The following is an 18,777-nucleotide window of genomic DNA, read 5'->3' on the forward strand; positions in this document are numbered from 1 at the left end:
AAGGTATAAAAGTTAGGAGCCGCCCTTTAAAGGGCAGGACTCCATATAAGAAATTATTTTTGGAGTAAATCATTATCCTTTAGCCATTTACGAGCTACTTCTGTTGCATTCTTCTGTTCGACATCGACTTGATAGTTTAGGTTTGTCATTTTTTCAGTATCAAGCTTTTCGGCAAGTGGTTGAAGTAATTCTTTTAATTCAGGGTTATTATCAAGCACACCTTGGCGAATTGTAATGGCTGCATTATAAGCTGGGAAGAATTCTTTTGTATCTTCTAGAATCATTAAGTCAAACTTCTTAATACGGCTGTCTGTAGCAAATCCAACTGAAACATCAACTTGTTCATTTTTAAGTGCTTCATACACAAGGCCAGAGTCCATTTTTACAATGTTTGCTGGCTTGAAACGGAAATCATATTCCTTTTGGACACCGCGCAGGCCATCAGGACGTGTAGCAAATTCAGCATTTGAAGCGATTGTTAGTTCGTTATCCTTCATATAGTCAGCTAAGTCTTGAATTGATTTGATTCCTAACTTCTCTGCCTTATCTTGACGCATAATCAAGGAATACGTGTTGTTAATATCTGATTTATTTAACCAAACAATATCTTGCTCTTTATCTAACTCTTTTACTTTTTCATATGCTTTATCACCATTTGCCACAGGCTCTTGGTCGTTATAATTTACTAAGGATGTTCCTGTGTACTCCCAATAAAGGTCGACTTGTTCGTTTGCAAGTGCTTTGCGAAGTACTTCGCTTCCCATATTGTTTTTCTCTTCCACCTGATATCCATTTTCCTTCAAGTAAAGTGTCGTAATCTTTGCTAATAGGAATTGCTCCGTAAAGTTTTTGGCACCGACGACGATTTTCTTATCGTTATCTGTTTCTGCACTCTTTTCTGCTGATTCTTCTCCACATCCAGTCATAACTGTTAAGGAAAGAAGCAACAGCATCGCTAATGTTAAAAGTTTTTTCATTTCTTTTTCCCCCTTATATAAAATAGGCTCTGTTAATCGCGGCGGTTGATTTCCGCTGTAGGCGCACTAATCTATTCATTTAATAAATAGATTAGCTAGCAATCTTTGTAGAGCGTTGTAATCCTTTTGGTGTTACTTTCATTTCAACTAAGCGTAAAATTCGGTCGGTAAGAATGGCCATAAGTGTTACGGGTACAGCTCCTGAAAGAAGGTAGCTGTGGTCATCCATGACGATCCCTGTGAAAATCCAATCACCGAAGCCGCTGCCGCCAACTAAATATGCAAGAGCGGCCGTTCCGATATTCATAACTAATGCTGTACGAATACCTGCCATAATTGAATAAATGGCATTTGGAATTTCAATTCGCCATAATGTTTGCCGAGGCGTGTAGCCCATTCCTTTTGCAGAGTCCATAATTTCAGGGTCAATTGAACTTAGCCCAACAGCTGTATTTTGCAAAATAGGCAAAATCGAATACGCAAACAAGGCAAAGATAGATGAATAAAACCCTGTACCTAAGAAAGACATCACTAAGGCCAGTATGGCAAGGCTCGGGATGGTTTGTCCAAGGTTTGCAGTATTTAAAACAATCCACTCCAGCTTTTTGAAGCGAGGCCGTGTAATAAGGATGCCGAGCGGTACGGCAACAAGAATGGCCAGCAGTGATGAAGCTGTAACGAGTTTTAAGTGTTGCTTTAACAGATAGAGAAATTCTTCTGGATACATGAAGATAATTTCATAACTGTCTGCTGTATAAGACCAAATAAAGAAGGCAACAATCCCGATTGCAAATAAGCCCTTAACTGATAAGGCAATGAACTTCTTTTGTGTCATTGTTTTCCTCCTTTCGTGCGAAGAATTAAGAAGTAATATGTTCATGCAAGTAAGTTTGAATATCATTTAAGGTTAAGGCACCGATGACATCATTATGTTCATCTGTAATGTGAAGTTCATCTGCTTCTTGGTTTAGTAGCATTGAAATGGCATTCCGTAAGTTCGTATGAACAGGGATTTGTTTGTTTTTCATGTTTGCATTTGCATGTTGTAAGTCTTGTTCAGCAATTAAATCGGCTGTTGTATGCAAACTTAAGCTCTTCAGTGCTCGGTCATCCCCGATAAATGTTTCAACAAAATCATTGTTTGGACTTGTTAAAAGATCAGAAGGTGTATCATATTGCATAAGCTGCCCATCTTTGAAAATACAAATTTTGTCGCCCATTTTAATTGCTTCGTCAATATCATGGCTTACGAAAAGAATTGTTTTCTTGACTTCTTTTTGAATTTGTAGAAACTCATCTTGAATGTGGCTTCGAATAATTGGATCAAGCGCGCCAAACGGCTCATCCATTAACATAACAGGCGGGTCTGCAGCCATTGCTCTTGCAATTCCAATTCGCTGTTGTTGTCCGCCGGAAAGTTCATGAGGGTAACGTTTCCGATATTCCTTCGGGTCTAAGCCCATCAAGTTCATCAAGTAATCAAACCGTTCACGCTTTTCTTTTTTGCCCCATCCAAGCAAGTCAGGTACCGCCATAACATTTTCTTCAATCGTCATATTTGGGAATAAGCCGTTGCTTTGGATGACATATCCAATGTTGCGTCGAAGTTCAATTTCATTCAATGAAGTATTCGGCTGTCCATCAATTAGGATCTCACCCTCTGTAATTGAAACAAGTCGGTTTACCATGCGAAGAAGGGTTGTTTTCCCGCAACCAGAAGGGCCGAGGAATACAACAATATTTCCTTTAGGAACATGGAAGTTAATATTTTCTAATGCTTTTACTTTTCCGTCGTATATTTTTGTAACGTCTTTAAAATCAATCATCGTTTCACCTCTCTAACGATTATTTCAACCCTTTAGGTGTTAATCTCTTTTGTAATAAAGCAAGCAAGCTGTCTGCAATAATAGAAAGAACTGAAATTGAAATAGCTCCAGTTACCACCATTTCTCTGATGGAGCGGGAAATGCCTTGGTTAATCATCACGCCAAGTCCACCTGCACCGATAAAAGCAGCAATCGCCCCAATACCGATACACAAGACAACAGCCTGGCGAATACCAGCCATAATAAGAGGCAGGGCGTTTGGAATTTCTACTTTTCGAATGCGTTCAAATGTTTTCATGCCAATTCCGATTGCCGCATCCCGAATGACCGGATCAACATTTCGAATGGCTACATATGTATTTCGAATTATAGGTAATTGTGAATAAAGAATGAGGGCAATTAATGCCGGAACAAAGCCGATTCCTTGATTAATCAGCGAAAGCAAAGGCATCATAATACCGAATAAAGCAATACTTGGCACGGTCATCATAATGTTTGCTGCCTGTAAGATTGTATCAGCAAGCTCTTCATTCGTTGTCAGGTATATACCAAGAGGTACACCGATTGAAATAGATATAAGAATTGCTAATCCAACGAGCTTAAAGTGCTCCCATGTATAGTCATAAATTTGGGTTTGGTTATTTACGATAAAATCAAGTAAACTTTGCAGCGTCAAACTTGTCACCTCCTGATTAGATTCCAACTTTCTATAATGCAAGCATCGTGCCAACTTTTGCTACAATTGTTATAAATGCCTTCATATCAAGGGAAGGAAGCAGTTTAGTTGAAGTGGGGGAAAGGGAATAAACAGAGTAAAAAGATTTTTCTGTAAAAAAGTTTTTACAACTATCTGTAAAAACTTTTTTACGACATAAAAAATAAGCACCGAGTCATTCGGTGCTTAATCGTGTGATAATGTTTCAGCTTTTTCAGTTAATGTAGAAGCGAGGTTTCCGACTTGCTCAGCTGTTGATTGAATTTGTTGAATGGACTCTGTGATAGCATTTAAATCTCTTTTGTTTCGTTCGAACATCTCGAGGTACTGGTTCATTTCCATTTTGACTGTCAGCAGGCCATTCTTGACATTCGACATTTGTTCATTGGAGCTTTCAGTCGAGGTGTCCATATTGTTCATGCCATTTACTAGCTCATGAATTGTCGCGTTATTTTCCTCAATAAGATTTACAATTTCGTTACTCATATGCTTTGAGTTTTCTGCTAGTTTGCGAACCTCTTCTGCCACCACTGCAAAGCCTCTGCCTTCCTCGCCAGCACGAGCAGCTTCAATAGAAGCATTTAGAGCAAGTAAGTTTGTTTGATCAGCGATATTTACAATCTCTTGGGTCATATTAGTAATTTTACTTGAAATATGACTTAGAGAATCTGTATAACGAAGCGACTCTTTCACATCTGTTCGCAAGCCTTGGAATGTTTCAGTAAGATGGATCATTTGTTTTTCATTCTCAGAAGTAAGGTGGACAAGGTTTTCACTGCTCTTCTTCGTTTGTTCTGTATCTTTCCGAATTTGTTGAGCTTTGGAAGTAGTATCCTTAATGGTTGCTTCTGTTTCTTGGAAAGATGCTGCTAGTTCTTCACTTACTTCGGTTAAATCCTTTGCAAGGAGAAGCTGCTCTTTATTGTATTCTTCAATTTCATTCATTTTGATTTTCATATAATGGTTTACAACAAGTTGTGAATCTAGGTTTGTAATATGCGTAACAGCTGTCAGGGCTTGACTAAGTTTTACGGGGTCCTGCTGCAAGTGTTCGACTACTTTTGGAATAAGCAAAGATGAGATGGCTGAATAAGTTGCGATAAACCAATCAATTGGAACGCCGTTACGGCTGTGTGTCTCGCCAATTCGCTTTCTCATTTGGATAAATTGCTCATCAATATTTCCGCTAAAGACACTTTTAAAGTAAGCAATGAACACGTCCTTCAATCGCTGTGTAGTTGTCTTTGTATCTGCAATTTTTTTTAACGGTGAGAAGTGAAGCAAGTGTTCAATAATGGTGTCCAGTATTTCATCTAATAGACTCATTACAATTGGACTTAGTTCACGAAGTGTCTGCAAATGCTCAACATGAAATCCCATATAGGCGGTGCGTTCTTGGTCAGCTTGTTCTAATGCCGTTATCGTAGGCCTGTGTGTATGGAAAGCGATCTTAGCTTTAAAGTCAGGTGGTGCTTGTTTAGCAAATGGACTCCACATATTAATCCCTCCAATAAGGTGAAAATTCAATTGATGTACAACTTTTGTATAATATTAGTATGATCCTTTTCTCGAGATTTTGCAATAAAAATAATTCGAAAATTGTGAGGAAATTCACAGTTGTGATCCACGTCACTCAATAAGCTCTTTTTTTCGATTAAACTGAACGTAAATCAAATACATTCATATAAGGAGATGGGGAAGATGATTATCCCTAAACAACATGGAGCTTGGGTAATGCTGGTCGTTCCATTTTTAGCAGGTATGTTCATTTCGAACGTTTCGTGGCTTCATATTCCTTTATTTATAGGCTGGTTTTTTATTTACCTTGGGACTTATTGCTTTCTTGAAGCTTTGAAAAGAAGTAAAAAGAAGAGATATATAATGTGGGGAATAAGATATTACAGTATTGTCTTAGCTAGTCTTGCAGTTGTCATTGTTTCACACCTCGAACTATTATGGCTTGGGGTTGCAGTTGTGCCGCTTTTTCTCATTAACATTTATTACGCAAAACAGAAAAATGAACGAGCTTTCTTAAATGATTTGTCAGCCATCATCATCTTTTCTCTTGGAGGAAGTGCTTCTTATCTTGTAGGTGGTGGGGGCTATAACAGTGAAATGCTTCTTATGAATGTAAGTATGGTGCTCTTTTTCACAGGGAGTGTGTTTTTTGTTAAAACATTTGTAAGAGAGAAGAAGAATCCGCGCTTCAAGCAAGTATCTTACAGTTATCATATAGGTGTATTAGTCTGTACAAGCTTTTTGACCCCGCTATTTTTAATTGCATATCTTCCGAGTGCAATTCGTTCAGCTGTATTTTCTAAGAAATCATTAACTCCAAAGCAGTTAGGTATCATCGAGTTTGTAAATGTTTCATACTTCCTTCTATTTATCATATATATTTTTTGAAGCTTCTGTATTGTACAGAGGCTTTTTTGATCTGAAGAATATTTATACGTATGTAAGAATAAAAATTAAAATGATCCTTTACGATTTTGCCATTTTTAAAAAATACTGATTTTATTAAATATTCAATTGCATTTATTTTTATACACATATATAATGATACATAAATTCAAAGAACGAGCGAACAATTATCGATTTGGAGGGGAAGGAATGAAAGCTGCAATAATAGGAGCAACTGGGTACGGGGGAGCGGATTTAATTCGAATATTGCATAACCATCCTGAAGTAGAGGTAGTGTCTGTTCATTCTTCGTCACAAGCAGGTGATGAATATATACACAGCTATGTGCATATGCAAGATGTCATAAACTTTCAATTAGAAGATATCGATGCGGAGAAGATTGCAGAAAAGGCAGACCTCGTGTTCATGGCAACACCATCAGGGATTTCGAGTACATTAACACCGAGAATGATTGAAGCTGGGTTAAAGGTTATCGATCTATCAGGTGATTTGCGCATTAAAAATTTGGAAGATTATAAACAGTGGTACAAAAAAACACCAGCACCACAAGAGGTTGTCGATAAAGCAGTGTATGGGCTGCCGGAATGGTACAAAGAGGAAGTATCACAGGCTGATGTAGTTGCAAATCCTGGATGTTATCCGACTGCTGTTTTGTTAGGTCTTGCACCTCTTATTCAGCAAAATAAGATTAATCCTAAATCATTAGTAATTGATGCGAAATCAGCTGTTTCTGGGGCGGGACGTTCGCCATCACCGATTGCACATTTTCCAGAAATGAATGATAATTTCCGTATTTATAAGGTGAATCAACATCAGCATATTCCAGAAATTGAACAAATGCTTTCAAATTGGCATGGGGAACAGACGCCAATTTCTTTTTCTACACACTTAGTTCCGATGACGCGGGGGATTATGGCAACAATGTATGCCGAAGCAAACGACCGTACAAGTGCAGAACAATTGCATGAGTTATATCTATCAACTTATGAAAATGCACCTTTTGTTCGTGTACGGCCGCTTGGGATGTTCCCGAGTACTAAGGAAGTATACAGCTCTAACTATTGTGATATCGGTATTACTTATGATGAACGGACAAACCGGGTTATGGTTGTTTCAGTTATAGATAATTTAATGAAGGGTGCAGCAGGTCAGGCGGTTCAGAACTTAAATATAATGATGGGAATCGACGAGAAGACAGGGCTTGATTTTCTGCCTGTTTATCCATAAGGAAGGAAGTGCAAGGATTGGAAAGCACAGCAAAAGCAGAGCTTCAAATTGAAAAGGTTACAGACGGAACAATTACAAGTCCAAAGGGTTTTATGGCAGATGGACTACATGCAGGGTTAAAGAAAGAAGGCAAAAAAGATTTAGGTGTCATTGTAAGTGAAGTGCCTGCTAAAGCAGCAGCTGTGTATACGATGAATCATTTTCAAGCAGCACCGCTTAAAGTGACCCAAGAAAGTCTTGCAACAGAAGGGAAAATTCAAGCTGTTATTTGTAATAGTGGAAATGCAAACGCATGTACAGGTAAGGAAGGGATGCAGCATGCTTATACAATGCGAAAAGCAACAGCTGACATGCTTTCTATCCCAGAACACTATGTAGCAGTCGCTTCTACAGGAGTTATCGGTGAACAACTTCCGATTGAGACGATTACAAACGGAATTTCAAAGCTAGCTCCAACGAATGACGTAGCAAGTGGCTTGCATTTTAACCAAGCTATCCTTACGACAGACTTAACTGAAAAGCAAGCTTGCTTTCAAACAATCATTGATGGAGAATTGGTTACAATCGCAGCAGCAGCAAAAGGCTCAGGGATGATTCACCCGAACATGGCGACGATGCTAGGCTTTCTAACTACAGATGCGGAAGTAGAGCAAGCAAGCTTGCAGACAGCGCTACGCCAAGTCGTTAATGAAACATTTAACTGTATAACAGTGGATGGGGATACATCTACAAATGACACGGTACTTGTGATGGCAAATGGAAAAGCGGAGAACACGCCATTAGATGAAGACCACCCTGAATGGGAGAAATTCTACACTGCTTTGAAAATGACATGTGAAGAGATGGCAAAGGCGATTGCTTTTGACGGTGAAGGTGCGACAAAGTTGATTGAAGTACAAGTAGAGGGTGCAGAAACAAATGAAGATGCATCGATTATCGCAAAACGAATTGTCGGCTCATCACTTGTAAAAACAATGGTATATGGTGCTGATGCAAACTGGGGACGCATTATTTGTGCAGTCGGATATAGTGAAGCACAGGTTGATCCGAATGTCATTGATGTCTATCTCGGCACAGTACAAATGCTTAAAGAAGGTCAGCCAATCCCATATTCAGAAGAAGAAGCGACAGCGTCTTTAAAGCAAGATGAGGTATTCATTAAAGTAGACTTAAATATCGGAGACGGTAAAGCAAAAGCATGGGGCTGCGATCTCACATATGATTACGTAAAAATTAATGCGAGTTATCGAACGTAAAAAGGAGTGAACAATGAAGTGATGAAAGAAACGGTTGTCATTAAGTGCGGCGGCAGTACAATGGCGGAATTAAGTGATTCATTTTTTCAAAGTATTGCAGAATTGAAGGCATCCGGCAAGCAAGTCGTCATTGTTCATGGCGGAGGACCTGAGATTAAAAAAGCGTTGGATCAACTTCAAGTAGAATCAACATTTGTAAATGGATATCGTAAAACAACGGCTGACGTGTTAGATGCCGTCATTATGGTCCTAGGTGGCAAAGTGAACAAGCAGCTCGTCAGTAACCTCCAAAACGCAGGGCTTGAAGGCTTCGGGTGTTGTGGGGTGGATGGTTCACTTTTGCAAGTAAAGCCGAAAGATGTGGAAGCCCTCGGGTTTGTCGGTGAGATTGTAAATGTAAACACAGAGTTGCTGGATAAAATGGTTGGAATGGATATCATCCCAGTTATCGCACCGCTTGGCATTGATGAGAACGGGCAAATTTATAACATTAATGCAGATTCGGCAGCAGGGGCAGTCGCAAAGGCATTAAATGCAAAGCAATTATTATTTGTAACAGATGTAGACGGTATTCTGAAAGATGAGCAACTATTGGAATCGTTAACTGCAAAGCAGGTACAAGACCTGATTGAAGAAGGCACAATCTATGGCGGAATGATTCCAAAGGTCGAAGCGGCCATTCACTCGCTGACAGGTACGTTAGAAGAGGTCATGATCATTAACGGAAAAGGTGCAAATGTCGTTCAAAATGGAAAGATTATTGGCACGAAAATAACGCGAGCGGTGGAGGTTGTATAGATGAGTCATTTATTTCCAACATATAAGCGTTTTGACATTGAATTAGTTGCTGGGAAAGGAACTAATGTGACAGATGCTGATGGAAAGACGTATTTAGATTTTATTTCTGGCATTGCCGTTTGTAATCTTGGCCATTGTCATCCAAAGGTTGTAAGCGCGATAAAGGAACAGGCTGATTCGCTCTGGCATGTGTCGAATTTATTTCCAAGTAAGTTGCAAGAGAAAGCGGCTCAAATGCTAACTGAAGCCTCAGATGGGGATGCGGTCTTCTTCTGTAACAGTGGGGCTGAAGCAAATGAAGCAGCATTGAAACTGGCAAGAAAGCATACACAAAAATCAAAAGTACTGACTTTCAAGCAATCATTTCATGGGCGTACATTTGCAACAATGGCTGCCACAGGCCAAAGCAAAATTCATGAAGGGTTTGGACCGAATCTACAAGAGTTCGTGTACCTTCCATATAACAATATAGAAGCATTAGAGCAGACAATTGATGATAAGACGGCAGCTGTTATGCTTGAAGTGATTCAAGGTGAAGGTGGCGTTAATCCGGCAGAAGAGGCATTCTTACAAACAGCTGAAAAGCTTTGTCAGCAGCATGGGGCGCTGTTAATCATTGATGAAGTTCAGACAGGGATCGGACGAACAGGTAAACCATTTGCCTATCAGCACTACGGTATTTCACCAGATATTGTAACAAGTGCAAAAGGATTAGGAAGCGGATTTCCTGTCGGGGCGATGATTGGAAAAGCACATTTGAAAGAGAGCTTCGGTGCAGGTGTACATGGTTCAACATTTGCTGGTAATTTCCTTGCAATGAGCGCAGTAACAGCAACATTGGAAGAAATCTTTCAAGACAGTTTTCTAAGTGATGTAACAGAAAAGGGAGATTATTTGAAATCCTCTCTTCAGAAAGCTTTAAAAGATGTAAAAGAAGTGAACACAATTCGCGGCAAAGGTCTTATGCTCGGTATTGAGTGTAAGGAAGAAGTTGCAGGTTATCTTGCCGAAATGAGAGAAAAAGGCTTACTTGCATTACCAGCAGGTCCCAATGTCATTCGCTTATTACCGCCTTTAACAGTGACGGTTGAAGAAATAGATAGAGCAGTAGAAATACTGGCAAAAACCCTTCAAGTACAGCAAATATCAGCGACTTAATCAATATAAATTTTTTTATCCCATTATGAATAAAAATTCTATATAATATATAAATATACACATCGGAGGTGTTCAGCAATGGAGGGTTATCTTGTATTAGAAAGTGGTGAAGCCTTTCAAGGAACATGGGAAGGAAAGGCACCAGAGAAAGCGATTGATGGAGAGGTTGTCTTTTTTACAGGAATGACAGGCTATCAAGAGGTGTTAACTGATCCATCCTTTAAAGGACAAATCGTCGTTTTCACATACCCATTAATCGGAAATTACGGCATTAACGAACATGATTTTGAAAGCATTGAACCGCAGGTAACAGGAGTGATCTTGAGCGAATGCAGCCAGCAAGGCTATCATTACGAATCAAAAGTCACATTCAGCGAGTACTTACAGAAATGGAATATTCCTGTACTAAGCGGTGTTGACACACGAGCGGTTGTGAAAAGAATTCGCGAACAAGGTGTAATGGGCGGAGCGCTCGCTCAAGAAGTGCAACAAGCGGATTTAGGCTCATACAAAGGGATTGAAGAACAAAACTTAATCCAAAAAGTGTCTGTAAAAAGTGCGCAAACCTTTGGTGATGGCGAAAATCATGTTGTGTTAATGGATTTCGGTTACAAGAAATCGATTGTTGATTCCCTCGTTTCAGCTGGATGCCGTGTCACAGTTGTTCCATACAATACAACATTCGAGCAAGTAAAGGCCTTAGAACCAAATGGTGTGATGCTTTCAAACGGACCTGGAGACCCGAAACAAATGAACTTTCACGTGAAAGAAATTAAAAAAATGGCTGAATATTATCCAACCTTGGCCATTTGCCTTGGTCATCAGCTTCTCTCTCTTGCTTTTGGTGGAGAGACAACAAAGCTGAAGTTTGGTCATCGCGGTGCAAATCAGCCAGTTATCGATCTTGAAAATAAGACGGTGTTTATGACATCGCAAAATCATACATTTGTTGTTGATGCAGACAGCTTAAAGAACACAGAGTTTACGGTACGTTATCGAAATGTAAATGACGGTTCGGTGGAAGGGATGAAGCATAGTAAATATCCAATAACAAGCGTTCAATTCCATCCTGAAGCACACCCAGGACCAGCAGACAGTGCAAATCTTTTCAATGAATTTGTCACAAGTATGAAAAGCGTAAGGAGAGAAAAAGTCTATGCCTAAATCCAGTAATATTCAATCCGTACTTGTGATCGGCTCAGGCCCGATCGTTATCGGTCAAGCGGCTGAGTTCGACTATGCGGGAACACAAGCTTGTTTATCACTAAAAGAAGAAGGATGCCGCGTCATTCTTGTTAACAATAATCCGGCAACAATTATGACAGATGAAGCACATGCAGACGCGGTTTACTTTGAACCGTTAACAGTCGAAAGCATTGAAAAAATTATTGCCAAGGAAAAGCCTGATGGCCTGCTTGCTACACTAGGCGGTCAGACTGGGCTGAACCTAGCATTTGCACTCCATGAGCAAGGTATTTTAGAGAAATATAATCTTGAATTACTAGGTACGCCAATTGATTCCATTAAGCGTGGGGAGGATCGTGAATTATTCCGCGCACTTATGCATGAGTTAGGAGAGCCTGTTCCTGATAGTCAAATCATTGAAAATATGAATGATGCAATCGATTTTTCAGAGAAAATTGGTTTTCCAATTATTGTGCGTCCAGCATATACAATGGGCGGATCAGGTGGAGGTATTGCAGAAAGTTTAGAACAATTCAAGGAGTTAGTCCGTAGCGGTTTAGATGCAAGTCCTATCACACAATGTCTTATTGAAAAGAGTATCGCAGGGTTTAAAGAAGTGGAATATGAAGTGATGCGTGATGCCAACGATACATGTATTACTGTATGTAATATGGAAAATATTGACCCAGTAGGGATTCATACAGGTGATTCAATCGTTGTAGCACCATCCCAGACATTAACCGATGTCGAGTATCAAATGCTTCGTTCTGCTTCAATTAAGATTATCCGTGCACTCGGAATTATCGGGGGCTGTAACATTCAGTTTGCCCTTGATCCTGAAAGCAAGCAGTACTATTTAATTGAAGTAAACCCACGTGTAAGCCGTTCATCTGCACTGGCATCAAAAGCAACAGGTTATCCAATTGCACGTATTGCAGCAAAATTAAGTCTTGGTTATACACTTGATGAGGTACTGAATCCTGTTACAGGTCACACATATGCGAGCTTTGAACCTGCTCTTGACTATGTTGTTGTGAAATTCCCATGCTGGCCGTTTGATAAGTTTCCAAAGGCAGAACGTAAGCTTGGAACGCAAATGAAGGCAACAGGTGAAGTAATGGCGATTGACCGCAACCTAGAAAGTGCCTTGCAGAAAGCTGTTCGTTCTCTTGAGCTAGGAACCATTGGGTTGAAGCTACCATCAATTTCAAAGGCAACAGAAGAGAAGTTATGGCAAAGCACGTTGAAAGCGGATGATGTTCGCTTTTTCGCAATTTTAGAGCTGATGCGTCGCGGTGTTTCTGTACAGGAGATTGAGGTACAAACGAAAATAAATGAATTTTTCCTTGCAGCTTTCAAGCGTCTTATCGATTTAGAGAATGAAGTAATGGATACATGTTTTGAAGATGTCTCAACACCATTTTTAACAACTTTAAAGAAATACGGCTTTGGTGATGAGAACCTTGCTCAAATGTGGAAGGTTGATGAGAAGGAAGTACGTGAGAAGCGTAAGCAATATGGAATCATGCCAAGCTATAAAATGGTTGATACATGTGCCGCGGAATTTGAGGCCCACACGCCTTATTACTATTCAAGCTGGAGCGGTGAGTGTGAAGCAAATGTAACCGATAAACCAAAAGTTCTTATTATCGGGTCAGGTCCAATTCGTATCGGCCAGGGGATTGAATTTGATTATAGTTCTGTTCATAGCGTACTCGCCTTACAGGAAGAAGGCTATGAAACAATTATGGTTAACAATAACCCTGAAACAGTTAGTACTGATTACGAGATGGCAGACCGTCTTTATTTCGAGCCACTAGCCCTTGAAGATGTGTTAAATGTCATTGAGAAAGAAAATGTTGATAAGGTTATTGTCCAATTTGGAGGACAAACAGCAATTGGATTAGTTGAAGGTCTTGAGAAGTTTGGAATCAATATTCTTGGCACAAGTGAAGATGTGATTGACCAGCTTGAAGACCGTGAACGCTTTTATCAATTTTTAAAAGCAGTGGATGTGCCGCATATCCCGGGACAAACGGCTTTTAATAAGGAAGATTTGCAGAAGAAGGCAGAAGCAATTGGCTATCCAATTTTACTTCGTCCGTCATACGTCATTGGTGGAAGAGGAATGGTCGTCCTACAAACAGAGAAGGAATTAGCGGAATGGACTGCAATGCAGGCAGCAGAAGCATATCCGATCTTACTAGATGCTTTCTACCCGGGGAAAGAGGCGGAAGTTGATGTGCTGACTGATGGAAACGAAATATTAATTCCAGCTATTATTGAGCACGTTGAAAAAGCAGGTGTCCATTCAGGTGATAGCACAGCATTACTTCCAGCTCAGTCGCTTACAAATGAGGAAAAACAAGCAATTGTAGAATATACGAAACGAATTGCAATGGGTCTTGATTTCAAAGGTATGATGAACATTCAATTTGTGCTATATCAAGGCAGTGTCTACGTGTTGGAAGTGAATCCACGTGCAAGCCGTACGGTACCAATCTTAAGCAAAGTGACTGGTGTGAATCTTGTTCAGCTTGGTACACAGCTACTAATTGGTAAAGCAATGAAAGAGATAACAAACACGACTGGCTTATTACCAGAACAACCATTTATCACAGTGAAATATCCAGTGTTCTCGACGGTAAAATTAGCAGGGCTTGACCCAATGCTTGGCCCAGAAATGAAGTCAACGGGTGAAGGAATTGCGATTGCTGATACGGTAGAGGCAGCTTTCTATAAGGCATTTAACTGGAATGAGCAGAAGCAAGGAAAGCAGAAAAACCAACTGTTTGTTGACCTAGAGGGTGCAGAGGATATGCTTCCATCTATAAAACAAGCAGTGGAACAATATAACTTAGACCTTGTTACGAAGGATTTCGAACAGTGGGTGCAGTCAGAACATGCTTTAGCACTTGTAAGCTTCTCTAAAGAAAAAACAGCTGAACAAATTGAGAAACGACAAGCAGCAGTGAAATATCGTCACCACGTGTTCACAGAGTGGGAGACGCTTGAAGCCTTTTTCTTAGCTCAGCAGAAACAAGACTTTACAGTAAATGCAATTCAAGAGTGGCTGACATCAAATAATTCAAGGAAAGTAGTGGTTACAAAATGATGGCGAAAGAAGCAGCAGTGTTACAAGGAAAGGACTTGTTAACACTCATTGATTATACAAAAGAAGAAATCATCCAAATATTAGAAAGTGCGGTTGAGTTAAAAAAAGCAAAAAAGAATGGTGAAATTCTTGAGCCATTAAAAGGGAAAACACTCGGAATGATTTTCGAAAAGCCTTCAACGAGAACACGTGTCTCATTTGAAGCTGGAATGACTCAACTTGGCGGTCATGCAATTTACTTAGATACGAAAGGCTCGCAGCTTGGACGCGGTGAAACAATTGGAGATACGGCCCAAGTACTTTCGGAATATGTTGATGCGATTATGATTCGAACATTTGAACATTCGAAAGTTGTAGAGTTAGCAGAAGCTGCTTCTATTCCGGTTATTAATGGCCTAACAGACGATTATCATCCTTGTCAGGCGCTTGCGGACTTATTAACCGTTTATGAATTAAAGGGAACATTTGAAAATCAAAAGCTTGTGTATGTTGGCGATGGAAACAATGTGGCTCATTCTTTAATGATTGCAGCTGCGAAAGTGGGAATGGATTGTACTGTTGCATGTCCAGCTGGATATGAACCAGATGCTAGTATAACAGCTAAAGCTCAGGAAATTGCGACTGAGACAGGAGCAGTCATTGCGGTATCCAATAACCCGCAAGATGCAGTTAGTGGAGCAGATTTTATCTATACAGATGTATGGACGAGTATGGGGCAAGAAGAAGAGCAACAAGCGCGTCTTCAAGCACTTCAACCTTTTCAAGTAAATGAAGAATTAATGCAATTAGCCGCTTCAGACTACACCTTTATGCACTGTCTTCCGGCACATCGTGGGGAAGAAGTAACCAAGAAAGTAATAGATGGAGCGCACTCAGTCATCTTCGAGCAAGCAGGCAATCGTCTACACGTACAGAAAGCGCTTCTAGTGGCATTATTAGGGTAATCAAGGCATCCCAATTGGGGTGCTTTTTTGTTTTGAATTTTCTAAAAAGCCTTACTATACTTCTTAATTATGGAAAAATTTAAACAAAATTCGACAGAAAATTAAACCGATAAGACTGTTCGTTAATTAGGTCTTATTGTAAATTCGGGGAAATGCTAGAATTAGATTCAAGGTAATCCAGTTAATTGGATTAAATTTTACAAGGAGGAATGATTTCGCATGAACAAAAAGTTAATCGTAGGTCTTTCAACGGCATTTTTGTTAATGTCTTCACCAGCGTTGGCCGAAAAGCCTGAGGCAGGAAAGGCTCAGCAAAAAGTTGACAAAGTATTAATTCAGCAACAGGAAGAAGAACAAAAAGAAATGTCTCAAAAGATGGAAACGATGCATCAGCAACATCCAGATGCGCATATCAAGAAACATGCAAACAAAATCATTTCTAATGTAGACAAGATCGAGAAAGATGTGTACGAAATTACAAAAGGCGTTATGAACTATAACGAAGATAATTCGTACATAGACAAGGATTTTGAAGATTTCGACAAAACGCAGCAGTATGTAGAAAAGAAATTAAATAAACAAGAGAAAAAGCTAGATAGCTTTAATAACAAAATTACTGCATTAGCTCAGAAAACAGATGGCGATAACCCGAGAATTACAGAGTTGTACGAGCGTATCGACGAGCTACAAGCTGATGTGCACTATGTATATGCAAAGCTTGACCGTATGAATTTTGTTCGTGAAACCCCAGAAGAGGATATGGAATATAAAGCTCCTGCAAAAGAGTTAATGTCTGAAGTTAATGGCGTAGAACGTGATGTTTATTATATCACGCAAGAGTTAGATAACTTCCACGATGGACAACTTGAAGGTCAATTCGAAACATATGCAGAAGCTCAAGAATATTTTGAAGGTAAGTTAGAACAAGAGCAAAGTGAATTAAGCAACTATGACAATGAAATTGCAGCATTAGCAGAAGATGCTGGCACGTATAATCCAAGAGTTGTTGAGCTGTATGAACGTGTTGATGAACTAGATGAAGACATTGCATACATCTTAGCAAAGCTTGACCGTGTTGGATATGAACATGAAAATATGAATGATGAAAACACAGATGAAGATGGTCAAGACGAAGGCAGCCAAGATGAAGGTGACCAAACAGGTGAAGATGGTCAGGACGAAGGCAGCCAAGACGGAGATGACCAAACAGGTGAAGATGGTCAGGACGAAGGCAGCCAAGATGAAGGTGACCAAACAGGTGAAGATGGTCAGGACGAAGGCAGCCAAGATGAAGGTGACCAAACAGGTGAAGATGGTCAAGACGAAGGCAACCAAGATGAAGGTGACCAAACAGGTGAAGATGGTCAAGACGATGCAGCAGGTGAAGACGATCAAACAGATGGGGATAGCGTAGATGAAGTTGTACAAAACCCTACAGATATTGATCCTGCATTATTATCAGCAGTAAAAGAAAAATTACAACAATTCTTTGAAGTTGAAACACACTTAAATGCTGAAACAAATGAAATTGAAATTACTGCTACAAGCGAATTTATGCCTGGTCAAGTATATAACTTTAGCCTAACGCAAGAACAACTTGAAAGCATGGCTAAGCGATTTGGTAACAACTAATTGTAAGTTAAAAAAGCCGCGAGTTCTTAATTGAGCTCGCGGTTTTTTCGTTTTCTTAGGATGATATAGTGCTTACTATGTTACTTTATTCAGGCTTGTTTTCGAAAATCATATAATTTTTGTATCTTTTGGCTGCTATAAATAAATAGGACTACATAATTTTAAAGGAAAATGCTACTATAATTACAAGGTACAACCAAAGAAATTTGGTGTCACAAAGCTAGAGGGGCTAAGGATAGGTTCTTATCTAGGCCAGCCAGCTGCCATTACCAGCAACTAGTATATATAAGGAGGAGAAAGGTAATGAAAAAATTACTTATTGGGGTCTCAACTGCTTTTTTAGTCTTAACTACCCCTGCACTCGCAGAAAAACCAGATTGGGCAGGAAATGGTAAAGTCCCCCAAAATGCAGAACAAAATCAACAGACCACAGAGCAAACAAAGAAAGAAGAGAAACAACAAGTACAAAATGAGAAGAAGGCAAGTCAAATCAATAATCATTTAACTCGAATTGAAAGTCATATTGATTCGGTTATTAGTGAGATGGATACATATTTTGGCCAAGAAAAAATTAGTGAGGAAGACCAATCAGAAAAAGAGCCTGAAACAGATGAGGAAAATGAAAAGGCTCAAGAAGATGGAGAAGAAAGTGAAGCAGTAGAAGAAACAGTGGAACAACCTAGTGAAGATACTGATAGCGAACAAGGTGCAAATGAAGAGACTCAAGAACAAATCAACAATGATGAGGATACAAGCTATTCAGAGGATGAATTAAGCAATGTGCAAGAAGAGCCAGCACTTGAAGATGGTACAGAAGAAACAATTGATCAAAATGACGATACTGCAGTGGAGAATGAAGAGACAGAAGCTGAAGAATCTGTAGAAGAAAATGAAGATGTAGTAGAGAATGATGAAACGACAGAAGAAAACGAAGATGTCGAAGAAGACGATTTTGAAGAAGATTTAGAAGCAATGGATGAAGGCAAACATAGCTTCTATGGAAAGTTAAATGCTCAAAATAATAAGCTTAATGCAGTAATGAATCGAATTAATGCACTTGAAAAGAAAGCAGGAACTGAAAATCCTGAAGTGGTTAATTTAACGACACGAGTAGAAGAGTTACGTGCCAGAATTGATGAAGCTATCATAAACTTGGATGCCTATCAAGAAGAAGTAAAGGAAGAGCTAGAAGATGACACAGAAAAAGAAGAAATGAACAAAGAAGATGCTGTTGAAGCTACAAAAACATGGACAATTCAATTTAACCAATCACTTGATGAAAACACTTTAAAAGACTTAAATGTTGTAATAATGGATGAAGAAGAGCAGCTAATAACAGTTACCACTTCTTATCTTCCAGAGGAGAATCAAGTTGAAGTTACACCACAAAGTCCTTTTGTATCTGGAAAGAACTATACATTATATATTTCAAAAGATATTAAAGGTGAAAATGGAAAACAGCTAAAAAATGCCGTGAAAATGACATTTTCAATTAAATAATAAACTACAAAAAAACAGTG

General features: G+C 39.4%; 15 protein-coding genes and 1 riboswitch. Of the genes, 10 read left to right on the forward strand and 5 right to left on the reverse strand.

Features of this window, described 5'->3' with window-relative positions; translation table 11 throughout:
* Positions 1-53 precede the first annotated feature (53 nt).
* The 5 genes from LC040_01205 to LC040_01225 form a co-directional block, all read right to left on the reverse strand.
* Positions 54-977, reverse strand: coding sequence for a glycine betaine ABC transporter substrate-binding protein (locus LC040_01205; GenBank protein WLR51551.1), 924 nt, complete (start codon positions 975-977; stop codon positions 54-56).
* Between the two features lie 91 nt (positions 978-1,068).
* On the reverse strand, positions 1,069-1,812 hold the full coding sequence (locus LC040_01210; protein WLR51552.1) for an ABC transporter permease: 744 nt from the start codon (positions 1,810-1,812) through the stop codon (positions 1,069-1,071).
* Between the two features lie 25 nt (positions 1,813-1,837).
* Positions 1,838-2,803, reverse strand: coding sequence for an ABC transporter ATP-binding protein (locus tag LC040_01215; GenBank protein ID WLR51553.1), 966 nt, complete (start codon positions 2,801-2,803; stop codon positions 1,838-1,840).
* 19 nt (positions 2,804-2,822) lie between these two features.
* A complete protein-coding gene (locus tag LC040_01220; protein ID WLR51554.1) occupies positions 2,823-3,479 on the reverse strand; it encodes an ABC transporter permease in 657 nt (218 codons plus the stop codon).
* Positions 3,480-3,704: 225 nt separating this feature from the next.
* Entirely contained in the window at positions 3,705-5,015 is a 1,311-nt protein-coding gene (locus tag LC040_01225) for a globin-coupled sensor protein (GenBank protein WLR51555.1), read from the reverse strand.
* A gap of 204 nt (positions 5,016-5,219) precedes the next feature.
* Between LC040_01225 and LC040_01230 the strand changes: the two genes are divergently transcribed.
* The 10 genes from LC040_01230 (at position 5,220) to LC040_01275 (ending at position 18,757) form a co-directional block, all read left to right on the forward strand.
* Positions 5,220-5,924 carry a YwiC-like family protein gene (locus LC040_01230; protein ID WLR51556.1) on the forward strand — a complete coding sequence of 235 codons (705 nt, stop codon included), beginning with the start codon at positions 5,220-5,222 and terminating at the stop codon, positions 5,922-5,924.
* 207 nt (positions 5,925-6,131) lie between these two features.
* The gene (gene argC / locus LC040_01235) at positions 6,132-7,169 is read left to right on the forward strand and encodes an N-acetyl-gamma-glutamyl-phosphate reductase (GenBank protein ID WLR51557.1); all 1,038 of its coding nucleotides are present in this window, start codon (positions 6,132-6,134) and stop codon (positions 7,167-7,169) included.
* 17 nt (positions 7,170-7,186) lie between these two features.
* A complete protein-coding gene (gene argJ, locus LC040_01240; GenBank protein ID WLR51558.1) occupies positions 7,187-8,425 on the forward strand; it encodes a bifunctional ornithine acetyltransferase/N-acetylglutamate synthase in 1,239 nt (412 codons plus the stop codon).
* A gap of 21 nt (positions 8,426-8,446) precedes the next feature.
* A complete protein-coding gene (gene argB, locus LC040_01245) occupies positions 8,447-9,223 on the forward strand; it encodes an acetylglutamate kinase (GenBank protein ID WLR53165.1) in 777 nt (258 codons plus the stop codon).
* Entirely contained in the window at positions 9,224-10,381 is a 1,158-nt protein-coding gene (locus LC040_01250; GenBank protein ID WLR51559.1) for an acetylornithine transaminase, read from the forward strand.
* A 78-nt stretch (positions 10,382-10,459) separates the two neighbouring features.
* The gene (locus LC040_01255) at positions 10,460-11,545 is read left to right on the forward strand and encodes a carbamoyl phosphate synthase small subunit (GenBank protein ID WLR51560.1); all 1,086 of its coding nucleotides are present in this window, start codon (positions 10,460-10,462) and stop codon (positions 11,543-11,545) included.
* Positions 11,538-14,681: a carbamoyl phosphate synthase large subunit gene (locus LC040_01260; GenBank protein WLR51561.1), complete on the forward strand. Its 3,144-nt coding sequence runs from the start codon at positions 11,538-11,540 to the stop codon at positions 14,679-14,681. The genes LC040_01255 and LC040_01260 overlap by 8 nt, the downstream gene beginning before the upstream one ends.
* Complete coding sequence (gene argF, locus LC040_01265) at positions 14,678-15,625, forward strand: ornithine carbamoyltransferase (protein ID WLR51562.1); 948 nt, start codon at positions 14,678-14,680, stop codon at positions 15,623-15,625. The genes LC040_01260 and argF overlap by 4 nt, the downstream gene beginning before the upstream one ends.
* A gap of 219 nt (positions 15,626-15,844) precedes the next feature.
* Positions 15,845-17,257, forward strand: coding sequence for a hypothetical protein (locus LC040_01270; GenBank protein WLR51563.1), 1,413 nt, complete (start codon positions 15,845-15,847; stop codon positions 17,255-17,257).
* 179 nt (positions 17,258-17,436) lie between these two features.
* Positions 17,437-17,525, forward strand: a riboswitch (cyclic di-GMP riboswitch).
* A 35-nt stretch (positions 17,526-17,560) separates the two neighbouring features.
* Positions 17,561-18,757 (forward strand): Ig-like domain-containing protein, encoded by a 1,197-nt coding sequence (locus LC040_01275; protein ID WLR51564.1) that lies wholly within the window; start codon positions 17,561-17,563, stop codon positions 18,755-18,757.
* Positions 18,758-18,777: the final 20 nt, after the last annotated feature.

This window comes from Bacillus tianshenii (assembly GCA_020524525.2).
Classification (GTDB): domain Bacteria; phylum Bacillota; class Bacilli; order Bacillales; family Bacillaceae_N; genus Bacillus_AV.